This is a genomic window from Desulfovibrio desulfuricans DSM 642, assembly GCF_000420465.1.
Classification (GTDB): domain Bacteria; phylum Desulfobacterota; class Desulfovibrionia; order Desulfovibrionales; family Desulfovibrionaceae; genus Desulfovibrio; species Desulfovibrio desulfuricans.
In genome coordinates this window covers 1-10546 of record NZ_ATUZ01000007.1, presented here as the reverse complement: position 1 = coordinate 10546, position 10546 = coordinate 1, and the positions used below count along the sequence as shown (strand labels likewise).

11 protein-coding genes and 1 pseudogene are annotated in these 10546 nt (G+C 54.8%); 4 read left to right on the top strand and 8 right to left on the bottom strand.

All coding sequences use genetic code 11. The features are described from left to right. Window positions 1-90: 90 nt before the first annotated feature. From G449_RS18345 to G449_RS0101420, 7 genes are all read right to left on the bottom strand, one after another. A complete protein-coding gene (locus G449_RS18345; RefSeq protein WP_159060405.1) occupies window positions 91-435 on the bottom strand; it encodes a hypothetical protein in 345 nt (114 codons plus the stop codon). 48 nt (window positions 436-483) lie between these two features. Then, complete coding sequence (locus G449_RS0101445) at window positions 484-927, bottom strand: hypothetical protein (protein ID WP_022657530.1); 444 nt, start codon at window positions 925-927, stop codon at window positions 484-486. A gap of 188 nt (window positions 928-1115) precedes the next feature. Further along, window positions 1116-1586 carry a hypothetical protein gene (locus G449_RS0101440; RefSeq protein WP_022657529.1) on the bottom strand — a complete coding sequence of 157 codons (471 nt, stop codon included), beginning with the start codon at window positions 1584-1586 and terminating at the stop codon, window positions 1116-1118. A 17-nt stretch (window positions 1587-1603) separates the two neighbouring features. Continuing rightward, window positions 1604-2044, bottom strand: a complete 441-nt coding sequence (locus G449_RS0101435; RefSeq protein WP_022657528.1) for a hypothetical protein — start codon at window positions 2042-2044, stop codon at window positions 1604-1606. A gap of 171 nt (window positions 2045-2215) precedes the next feature. Beyond that, window positions 2216-2716, bottom strand: coding sequence for a CHAP domain-containing protein (locus G449_RS0101430; RefSeq protein WP_022657527.1), 501 nt, complete (start codon window positions 2714-2716; stop codon window positions 2216-2218). 23 nt (window positions 2717-2739) lie between these two features. Next, window positions 2740-4005 (bottom strand): RHS repeat domain-containing protein, encoded by a 1266-nt coding sequence (locus tag G449_RS0101425; RefSeq protein WP_022657526.1) that lies wholly within the window; start codon window positions 4003-4005, stop codon window positions 2740-2742. Window positions 4006-4539: 534 nt separating this feature from the next. Continuing rightward, window positions 4540-6312: a methyl-accepting chemotaxis protein gene (locus G449_RS0101420; RefSeq protein WP_245559801.1), complete on the bottom strand. Its 1773-nt coding sequence runs from the start codon at window positions 6310-6312 to the stop codon at window positions 4540-4542. Window positions 6313-6518: 206 nt separating this feature from the next. Here G449_RS0101420 and G449_RS0101415 point away from each other — a divergent pair, with 206 nt between their 5' ends. From G449_RS0101415 to G449_RS0101400, 4 genes are all read left to right on the top strand, one after another. Beyond that, window positions 6519-6920 carry a hypothetical protein gene (locus tag G449_RS0101415; RefSeq protein ID WP_022657524.1) on the top strand — a complete coding sequence of 134 codons (402 nt, stop codon included), beginning with the start codon at window positions 6519-6521 and terminating at the stop codon, window positions 6918-6920. A 116-nt stretch (window positions 6921-7036) separates the two neighbouring features. Continuing rightward, window positions 7037-7420, top strand: a complete 384-nt coding sequence (locus G449_RS0101410; protein ID WP_022657523.1) for an EF-hand domain-containing protein — start codon at window positions 7037-7039, stop codon at window positions 7418-7420. Window positions 7421-7751: 331 nt separating this feature from the next. Beyond that, window positions 7752-9806, top strand: a complete 2055-nt coding sequence (locus G449_RS0101405; protein WP_051135360.1) for a YgiQ family radical SAM protein — start codon at window positions 7752-7754, stop codon at window positions 9804-9806. A gap of 33 nt (window positions 9807-9839) precedes the next feature. Then, the gene (locus G449_RS0101400; protein ID WP_022657521.1) at window positions 9840-10076 is read left to right on the top strand and encodes a SlyX family protein; all 237 of its coding nucleotides are present in this window, start codon (window positions 9840-9842) and stop codon (window positions 10074-10076) included. A 216-nt stretch (window positions 10077-10292) separates the two neighbouring features. On the opposite strand, the pseudogene G449_RS0101395 reads toward G449_RS0101400, so the two are convergent. After that, window positions 10293-10546 (bottom strand): annotated as a pseudogene (locus G449_RS0101395) (hypothetical protein); the annotation flags it as partial.

Here is a 10546-nt window from a genome sequence, read left to right as displayed (position 1 = left end):
TCTGTTCTTCGGTGAATCTGCTACGTTTCATTCTTGTGCTCCTATGTCAGGAACACTAACTTTTCAATGGCATACTTTTCGGGGGGAGGGTCAATAGCCCATGCTCACAGGAACAAGGCTTAGGCTTTCGTTTACGGAAATGGATTTACCCACCATGAAGTTTTCCAGAGATTCTTTTAAAACCTCTTGCCCCTTCTGGTAATAATCTGCGCCATCGGCACTCACGCCCCTATTATAGTCAAACTGAACGCGCTTGGCAGTGCATCTGCACACATATTTGACTATGGCCGGATCAAAAACAGGTAGATCCTCAAACGAGCTGTGTTGTTCACCAAACGACAGTGATTGCTTAAGATACCATTTATAAAAATCACGAACAAAAGACTCTACGTCTTGTGCGTGTGCATATTGTGGGCATGGTTGAAGCAGGTTCATGACAAGGAATATACATACAAGGGAAAGTTTTTCATATGGATTTTCCTGCTATTCAGTAGGGGCAAATATCTGATACAGATGCGATTTTAAAGCCAGAGTCTGTTTTTTTACATATGCAATTACAGCACTCTCAAAATTTTCTTTCTTAAACATGACAGGAACAACAAATACACCATCTGTCATCGTGAGGACATCTTTCACTACAACACGGCAATCTTTAAATGCCATGGTGCTACTACCAAACTGTATAAAATAATATATATCTGACGGTCCTCTCCTTTTGAGATACGCAATAAGGGAATCATCGACATATTCCGGTAACTTTTCCTCTTCAAGAATATCATCCACCTCATAATGTTTAATGATGTACCACTCATAAAACCCCTTAACAAATTCCTGCGGTGTTTGCGCTGCGTTTGTTGCCTTGGGGCAAAAGAAACCAAGGCACAGCAGACTTGTGAGCACACAAATAAGTATGTTGCGAATACGCATGTTTTGATTCCTACGTTGATTTTGCAAACTGCGCCCGGCGAAACACTGCTCACCGGGCGCATACATGGATAACTTTTAAGGGCGGGGCGCTGCCAGTTTTGAGCACGCATGAGGGGTCATGCCCAGCACAAAGGCTCTGATTCAAGCCTGAAAGCACATGGTAGGCCTCAGCAACCAATAATAGCAGATCAGTACACAGGCGCGCGAAAATTAGGCCAGCGGCTATCTTCCACCTTGCTGATGCACATTTGCCCCCTTATTTTTTCTACATAAACTACAATGTAGGGTGCGTACTCTTTGTTATGGCCCATACTCACAGGCACAAGGCTGAGGCTATCGTTTACGGAAATGGATTTACCCACCATAAAGTTTTCCATATCTTCTTTCCCAAAGTCCTGCCCCTTTAGGTAATAATCAGCCCCATCGGCACTCACCCCTCTATTATAGTCAAACTGAACTCGCTTGGCAGTACATCTGCACACATATTTAAATATGGCCTGATCAAAAACGGGGCGATGACTTAAGATGAGTATCTCCTTGTGATACCATATATAAAAATCACGAACAAACGATTCTACGTCTTGCGCGCGTGCAGATTGTAGGCACGGCAGAAGTAGACTCATGACAAGAAACATACATGTAAGGGAAAGTTTTTTCATATGAATTTACCTGCTATTTAGTATGTATAAGCATCCGATACAGACGTAATTTTAAAAACAGAGTCAACCTTTTTTACGTATGCAATAACAGTACTCTCAAATTTTTCTCCCTTAAACGTGACAGGAACAACAAAAACATCATCTGTCATTTTTAGGGCATCCTTCACTACAATACGGCATTCTTTAAATACTGTAGTGCTACTGCCAAACTGAATAAAATAATATAAATCTGACGGCCCTTTCTTTTCTAGCTCCTCAATAAGTGATGCATCAACATATTCCGGCAGTTTTTCATCTTTAAGAATGGCATGATGCTCATAATGTTTAATGATATACCACTCATAAAATGCCTTAACAAATTCCTGCGGTGTTTGTGCTGCATCTGCCGCCTTAGGGCACAAAACGCCAAGACACATCAGGCTTATGAGCACACAAGTAAGTATGTTGCGAATACGCATATTTTTATTCCTCTATTTTTTTGCAACCCTGCCTCCGGTAGCCGTGTTCGCCACCGGGGGCAGGGAGAGTTTATTGCCAAAGGGACGACTCGCTATGCGGACACTGATCATTTCATAATTTACCAACTCATTCCTTGGATGCGAGTTAGTTGTCTATATCATTTAGCATATTCATGGCCGCCGGTAAATAACATACGGCACACGATTATCTTCATAGATTGAGGCCGCGTATATACTATTTTGCTTATAGTCGGATATCCATTGTTTGCCATCAAACATGGCAACATGGCCATGCTTATGCCCCGTAGTTGCCTGAAAAACCACGATATCCCCTTTTTGTGGCTTCTCGCCCGGGGCCACGGCTCTAAAACCTGCGTGGCGCAGAATGGGGCCATATCCGCTAGCACTTTGCCCATTAGGGTTGTATGATGTGTTGAGTGTGATTCCGCCTGCATCGATGGCCTTGTGGACAAATTCACCGCACCGACTGTCAGAGCCAGGGAGTACCTGAGAGTGCAAGCGAGCGATGGCCGCATCTAGATCCCACTTGGGCAATGGCTTGTCATTCGGCAAAATTTCCTCCCTCCGCATCATGCCGTTGCGCGATATGGCAGACCGTTTAAGCTCTTCCCTCTCGCTCATGGCATTGCGACCAACATCTGCCCGATACATAACTTCTCGGGATACTGACGCTCTCAATTCTTGCCCAGAGGTTGAATAGCCCGGCATACCGCCCCCGCGTTGGTAAACTGACCGCCTGCATCTCGGGGATGCTTGCTCTCATCCCAGGCCAGCCCGTTGACATCGTGCCTGTTGACCGGATCATCCACGCAATAGTCGTACAGGTCACCATCGCCGCGCGTGTCGTTTGCAGGGTCAAGCGACATAAATCTGCCAATGCGCGGATCATAGTCGCGCCAGTTAAACCGTATGAGGTGGGTGTCCCTGTCTTCCAGCCCGGCGCAAAAACCTATGGGCACATAGAGGCAAGGTAATGAATCATAAACAATTTTGCCAAAACTGCTGCGCACCACCTCCTTGACCACCTTGCCGTCTGGCCCCACAAACAGGCGTGGTGTTCCCAGATGATCGCAGCAGCACGCCAGCACGAGTGACGACAGCGCCGATGCCGCCCCGGCAGGCGCGCTCCCCGTCATTGCCCCTCCCAGAGCGGGCTTTTCTGGCTTGCCAGCATCAGAAGGGTTGCGGAACTGTTGGTATGCAGAGAGGCACTGGCACACTCTTTCCTTACGATTTGCTGCGCAAAACCAGTGCAACCAGCCGTCCGAGCCGTTGTGCTCATTTACCGGGGCGGCATCAGCATCCAGAACCGTTTTGCCCAAGGGGCGAATGACTATCCTGCTCAGGGTGCCGTCCGCATCATAAACATAGCCATACTCCAGCCGAAGTTCATGGTCGCGGAAGCCTGCGAGCCTTGCCTGATCGTTCCGGCGGTATTCGCCCGTAATGTCGTTGTGGCGGTAACGCCTGTAAAGCCTTGTGCCCTTGTAGGCGTAGCGCAGTTCGCAACCATCATTGAGCTCGGCCCTGCCCAGCATGGTACTGCTGCCGTAGGCAAGGCGAAGGCCGCGCTTGCCTGCGATGCTGCTTACCGAACCGTATTTGTCATAGGCATAGCGGTTTTGCCCATCGCTTTCCAACTGGCCTTTGTCATTATAGCTGTAGCGCGATTTTTCCATTGCGCTTGTTGATGCGGAAGGGCAGCCCTCATACCAGACCTTGCTGCGCACGCGCTGGCCAGAAGCACTGTATTTATATGTTTCCGCAATTACAGCGTTGTTTTTCACCTCGGTCAGCCTGCCCTCGGCATCGTAGGCATACTCCAGCACATTTGAGGCCCTGTTAAACTGCTCTGTTTTGCGGGCAATGCGTCCAGCAGCGTCATACTGATACTGGATTTCCAAGCCATTCTGGCTTCTCGCCACTTGCGCGTCACGCATAAGAACCTCTTTGTTTTTTGTTCATCCCAAGGATTTCACGCGTGGATTTCCAAATCTGCGGGCTGCTAGATTGGTCACCACACTTCAAGTCGCGGGCCGAACAAAATAAATGCCACAAAAATTTTATTCTGTAAGACTGAAACATTTCAGTAAACTGGAGGTAAATTTTTGGCGCATGTAACACTAATAATACGTGATATTTCAACTTGTTAAAGAGCTGCAAATGAGAGCAAAGAAAATAGCAAATTTTCACCACATTTATAACTATATGATTTTATTTAACAAAAAAATACTTAAAATTTGTATTTTTTTACTTCATAAGACTCGCAACTATTTAATATTATACAGTTTCTTGTAAAATAAAAAGTGATGCCTTTTTCAAGACATCACTTTTTCCGCGCATGAATCGCTCGTGAATCTGCGCAATCTATAAACAGAAGCTTCACAGCGTGAGTCAGCAACAAGGCCCGGTATGCAGCATCTGGTAAAAATGGGCCTTGCCCACCACCATAGGCGAGGCATTCAGGGCAGTTGCTACGCGCCAGACTTCATTTTTTGCACCAGGCCCTGCAAATCGCGCGTCTGCCCCGCCAACTGCTCCACAGCCTGCGCGGACTTGCTCATAATTGAAGCCGTATCACGCGAAATACCGTTGATTTCATCAATACTGCGGGTGATTTCTTCTGATGTGGCAGACTGTTCTTCGCTGGCGGTGGCAATGGCGCGCACCTGATCGCTCGCGCCGTCAACCATGGTTACAATCTCCCGCAGCACCTCGCCGCAACGCCCGGCCAGTTCCGTTGTGCGCTCCACAGCGGCAAGGGCGCGCTCCATATTTTCTATGTTGGCGCTGGTGCCGCTCTGGATGCCGCTGATAGCCTCGCCCACCTCGCGGGTGGCCCCCATGGTTTTTTCCGCCAGTTTGCGCACCTCGTCCGCCACCACAGCAAAACCGCGCCCGGCGTCGCCAGCCCTCGCCGCCTCAATGGCTGCATTGAGGGCCAGCAGGTTGGTCTGATCCGCAATATCTGAAATGACAGACATGATCTGCCCGATGTTGCCCACCATGCCGCCCAGCGTATCCATGGAATTTTTCAGCTCGGCGGAGACGCGCCGCACCTCGTCCATGCCGTCCACCACCTGACGCATGACGCCGGAACCTTCATTGGCCCTGCTGTGCGCGGCATCCGTGCTTTGCGCGGTATTAGCGGCATTCCGGGCAACCTCAAGCACGGTGGCGTTCATCTGCTCAATGGCTGTGGCGGCCTCGCCCACGCGGGCGGACTGGCGCTCCGCACCAAGGCTGGCCTGACGCGCCTGCGCAGATATATCCCCGGAAACGGACGAAATCCCCTCCACCGCGCGTTCAAGTTGCGCGGCGGCTTCCATCATGCCCTCCGCTCTGGCGCGCTCTGCTGCAGCCTTGGCGGCCTGAGCTTCATCAGCAGCCTGCCGGGCGCGGCGGCCTTCTTCCGCAGCCTCGGCGCTTTTGTGTTCGGTTTCGGCTATCTTGCCCTTGAGCGTAGCTACCATGCCCTCAATGCTGTCGCGCAGCGCGCCCATTTCCGCACTGTAACTGCCGCTAGCCCGGGCCTCGAGGTCTCCGCCAGCCACGGCGCGCGCAAAGCTGATCACCCGCCCCAGAGGCCGGGTTACAGACAGCAGCACCAGCAGGGCAATACTCGCGCCGCATACAACACTGCCGCAAATGGAAATCAGCAGCAGGCGTTCTGTACCGCGCGTTTGTTCGGCCAGTTCTCGCTGGCTGGATACCACGCGTTCCATGAACTGGGTTTCCAGCGATTCCAGATTTTTTTCGGTAGTATGAACGTGATTCTTGTAGGTTGTGTAGTAGGCATTGGCCTGTGCGGCACTCATGCCGCCAGAACCGGAGGTTACTTCTGAAGAAGTGCGGCGCACCACGGCATCGTAAGCCGCAAATGCCTGTGCCGCCTCCTGCGCCAGGGCCTCGGCCTTGGCTCCGGCCTGGGGATTGCCCCGCAGGGCGGCCGCCAGCTTTCGCAGGTTTTCGCCCAATCCAGCCGAGACCTCATCCAGCTTGCCCATGTATCCTTTGAGCGCCTTGCTGTCGCCCATGTTCAGCAGGATATCTTTTTCAGCCTTGCGGTAAAGCTGCATATCCAGTGATGCTTCGTGCAGTAGATTGATGGTGGGCAGTTCATGCCTGCCCAACATGCCCAGCGTTTCGCGCTGTGCGCGCAAGGCCAGCATGGCCAGACTGCCGGATATGACAAAAACCAGCAGGATTACGCCAAAACCGCTTGCCAGTTTAACCCGAAGCGACATGCCCATAATGTCCTCCACTACGCGGATAAATCGTGAGGGGGGATCTATTTTGATCATCCTACCAATAAACCGCACTAGTCAACGGCAATTATGGTCAACGCCGCAAAATGCATGCACGGCGTTGCCTTCTTGCCTGAACTGTATCATTTTAAAAATCATGCACGGCTGCACAGCAGGCCGCGCCGAACCCCAGCAAGGAGAATCCCGTGAGCGCTAACACCAGCGAACAGGCCTTGGCAAGCCTTATCAAGTGGCTGCGCAACCGCCATGCAGAAGTTATGGCGGCAGAGGCGCAGGCCCTTGCCCGCCTTGACGCCGGGGATACCCCCGGCCATAATGAACATATGCGCCTCAAGGCCGAACTGCTGGCCGCCATGGCCGAAGACGCCAAGCCCCTGCTTGAGCCGCTGCCGGGCGAAACGCGCTTCAATTACGCGCTCGCTCTGGAAGGCTTTTCGGCAAGTGCCAGAATGTCTTTGCGTCTGAACTCAATTTTTTATATGTCAGCCCTGCTCTACCCCGATAATCACAAGCCGGGACAGCCCGACAATCTTACTCTGTGCATTGACCGCATGGGAAAACTGGGCCTTGATTTCAGAACAGAATAAGCCGGACTTGAAATTTTGACCTTGCCGATGACTGGCAAGGCTTTATCTTGCAATACAGCAACGCCGCAGGCAGAACCCAAGCGCTGACGGCTCAACACCCCACAAGGAGATCCCCCATGAAGCTTCTGCACATAGCCCTCGCTGCCGTGCTCTGCCTTTGGGCCGCATCTGCCCAGGCCAACCCCGCTGCAACCGATACGGCCAGGGTTGATAAATTTGCCATGATGGATACTGACAAGGACGGCAAGGTGTCCTACGAGGAATTCAAGGCGTACTTCCCCAACATGCGCGAAGAAGCCTTTGCCGTTATTGACAAAAACGGTGATAAAGTTATTAACCGCGCTGAATGGGACGAATTTGTGTCCAACCATTCCTCCGGCCACATGGGCGGCAGCATGGGCAACATGATGGGCGGCCAGAACGGCATGCCCGGCAACGCCATGATGCCCGCCCCCGGCAGCGCAGACATGCCCCTGGTGACGCCCCCCAATGGCAAATAAACGCCCCGCGCCATTTCCGCAGCCCTGGCGTCAGCACGGCGACCAGGGCTGTGCTGCTCCTGAGCGGCAGCCCGAAAGATCAAAAACGGCTGCCGTTCCGCTTTCTGCTGACGCGCCCAAGGGTGCGCCGCGCCGACAGGGCGCCAGAGCCTCCGCGCGCGCAGACAACAAGCCCGCGCCCACGCGCAAGCCGCCCTTTCCCGATCTGCTGCGCGAAAGCGCGCAGCAACGCAAGGCTGTTGCCCCAGATTCTCTGTGGGCGGACGCGCCGCAGGCAAGCGCTGGCGGCACACAGCCGCAGGGCCGCTTGCGTCAGCCGCGTTTCGTGCCCATGAGCGCGGAAGAAATGCGTGCCCTGGGCTGGGATCAGCTTGATGTGCTGCTGATCAACGGTGATGCCTACGTTGACCACCCTTCGTTCGGCAATGTGCTGCTGGCCCGCTGGCTGATCCACCACGGTTTCCGTACCGGCATTGTGGCCCAGCCCGGCTGGGAGAATACTGACGATCTGCTCGTCATGGGCCGCCCGCGCCTGTTTGCCGGGGTGAGCGCCGGAGCGCTTGATTCCCTGCTGGCGCACTACACAGCCTTTCGCAAAAAGCGGCACGACGATGCCTACACGCCCGGCGGCAAAGCCGGGGCGCGCCCCAACCGAGCGTGTCTGGTCTATGCCAACCTTGCCCGGCGGGCCTTTCCCGGCCTGCCCATCATTCTTGGCGGCATTGAGGCCAGCCTGCGCCGCGTTTCCCACTACGATTTCTGGACAGACTCCCTGCGCAAACCCATTCTTATGGATGCCAAGGCTGACCTGCTTATCTGGGGCATGGGCGAAAAGGCCATCATTGAATGCGCCCAACGCCTGGACAAGGGAGAAGACATTCGCGGCATCCCCGGCACAGCCTGGATGAACAAGCTGGATGCTTCCGGACATCCGGCCAATCTGCCGCCTGCCCTTGAGGGCGAGCCGTGGGTTGCCCTGCCCTCGCATGATGAAATTCTGGCGGACTCTTTCCAGTTGCTCAAACTGACGCAGGAACTGGAGCGACAGGTACACCGCCTTGACGCCTGGGCCTTTGAGCCTGTGGGCGATCGCGCCGTGGTGCTGGCCCGCCCCGCCCAGCCGCTGACCACCGAAGAAATGGACGATCTCTACACCCTCCCCTTCACACGACTGGCGCACCCGCGCTACAGGGAGGCTATCCCATCGGCTGAAATGATGCGCACCAGCATCACAAGCCACAGGGGGTGCGGCGGAGGCTGTTCGTTCTGTTCTTTGGCTCTGCATCAGGGCAGGCGCATCAGTTCGCGCTCCGAGCAGTCCATCCTTGCGGAGGCGCGTCTGCTGGGGCAGCAAAACGTGGCTCGCGGCAAAGGCCCGGTGGCGATTTCAGATGTGGGCGGCCCCACCGCCAACATGTGGCAGGGGCACTGCGCTTTGGACAGCCGCACTGCGCAGAACGACGAATCGGCCAAGCCACGGGTCAAAAGCGCCTGCCGCCGCACCAGTTGCTGCTTTCCCAGCGTGTGCAAATCTTTCATAACGCCGCAGCGGAAGCATGTGGAGTTGCTGCGCAAGGTTGCCGCCCTGCCAGAAGTCAAGCAGGCCCGCGTGGCAAGCGGCGTTCGCGCCGACCTTGCCCTGCGTGACGCCGAGGCCCTTGCCGCCTATACAGGCGAATTTACGGGCGGTCAGCTCAAGGTTGCGCCGGAACATTGCGCGCCCTCAGTGCTTGAACTTATGCGCAAGCCCTCGCTGGACGTGTTTGAGGCCTTTCTGGAAAGCTTTGTACGCCAAAGCCGCGCCGCAGGGCGGGAACAGTATGTGGTGCCGTATCTCATGAGCGGCTTTCCAGGCTGTACGGATGAAGACATGCGCACCCTGTCGCACTGGCTGCGGCAACGGCACTGGAATCCGCAACAGACTCAATGTTTTATCCCCACGCCCGGCACCATTGCCACGGCCATGTTTTATTGCGGACGAGATGAGCTTGGTGAACAGATATATGTTGCCCGCACGGATGCCCAGCGCATGCGCCAGCACTACATCCTCATGCCCGCCATGGAGGACGGAGACGCCCCCCGGCGGCCCGGTGTCAGGCCCAGCACACGGCCCGGCACGCATGGTGACGCTCACAAGCCTGACGGCACACGGCCCGACAAAACTGGCAAGCCTCAGGACAGGCCAAGGCCTTCCCGTGGCCCGCAAGCACAGCGGGACGATCGGCCTGCACGGCGAGAGGACAATGATCGTGGTGCCGCGCACGGCAGATCGGGCAGGGGTGAAAGCCCGCAGAGAGACAAAGACTCACGCTCGGGTTCTGATGATCGTAGCTCTGACAGCAACGGCAAACGCGGCGATGGACGGCGCGGCGGAAGACGCGCGTAACAGTGCCAACAGGTGTTTCACAAGGAGGCAACCATGTCCCGCCCACTGACTTCTGAAGATGATCGGCTGACCCGTCTGGAAGAACTGACCTTTTTTCAGGAGGAACGCATCAAGGCACTTGATGCGGCGCTTACCGCGCAACAGTTGCAACTGGACAAACTGGAGCAGGATTTTTCCGATGCCACTTCCGTGATCCGCCTGTTGCGCGAAAAGCTTGGCGACCAGCCGGAAAATTCGCTGCCGCCCCACTCCATGCCCGAACGCTGGTAGCAGATGCGCCCGGCGCGCAGGGTATAAAGGAGCGCTGCCAAAGGTTGCTCTGTGACTGTTATGGCAGAGGGCGCAGACGCACCCCTCCGCCAGCACGACTCACACGCTCCGGGTATTAAGTACTGCAGACAAATAAAAACCCCGCCAATGGCGGGTTTTTTATTTGTCTGAGGGTTCGGGGCAAGGCCCCAAAACCTCTCACAGGCAATCTTTACTTTAGAAGCCGAAGCCGTCGTTGTTGGCGCCGGAAGTACCGAAGCCGAAATCATCCGGCACGGCGCTTTCTTCAGCCGCAGGAGCAGCTTCATCACCGGCAGCGGCGGCAGCGCCAGCGGCAACGCCGCCCACAACCATGCCTTTCAGGCCGTCCTTGATGGCGTCCTTGATGTTCATCATCAGTTCGTCATGGTTGATGGCGACCTTGCCCTGGAATTCGGCAACCTGCTTGCGCAGCCCGCCCATATCGGTGT

Bases quoted from the DNA above. Each gene is read 5' to 3' on its own strand.
- G449_RS0101410 (WP_022657523.1), top strand. From the start codon at position 7,037: ATGAAGCTTCTGCACATAGCCCTCGCTGCCGTGCTCTGCCTTTGGGCC.
- G449_RS0101405 (WP_051135360.1), top strand. From the start codon at position 7,752: ATGAGCGCGGAAGAAATGCGTGCCCTGGGCTGGGATCAGCTTGATGTG.
- G449_RS0101425 (WP_022657526.1), bottom strand. From the start codon at position 4,005: ATGCGTGACGCGCAAGTGGCGAGAAGCCAGAATGGCTTGGAAATCCAG.
- G449_RS0101445 (WP_022657530.1), bottom strand. From the start codon at position 927: ATGCGTATTCGCAACATACTTATTTGTGTGCTCACAAGTCTGCTGTGC.
- G449_RS0101400 (WP_022657521.1), top strand. From the start codon at position 9,840: ATGTCCCGCCCACTGACTTCTGAAGATGATCGGCTGACCCGTCTGGAA.
- G449_RS0101430 (WP_022657527.1), bottom strand. From the start codon at position 2,716: ATGTATCGGGCAGATGTTGGTCGCAATGCCATGAGCGAGAGGGAAGAG.
- G449_RS0101420 (WP_245559801.1), bottom strand. From the start codon at position 6,312: ATGTCGCTTCGGGTTAAACTGGCAAGCGGTTTTGGCGTAATCCTGCTG.
- G449_RS0101435 (WP_022657528.1), bottom strand. From the start codon at position 2,044: ATGCGTATTCGCAACATACTTACTTGTGTGCTCATAAGCCTGATGTGT.
- G449_RS0101440 (WP_022657529.1), bottom strand. From the start codon at position 1,586: ATGAAAAAACTTTCCCTTACATGTATGTTTCTTGTCATGAGTCTACTT.
- G449_RS18345 (WP_159060405.1), bottom strand. From the start codon at position 435: ATGAACCTGCTTCAACCATGCCCACAATATGCACACGCACAAGACGTA.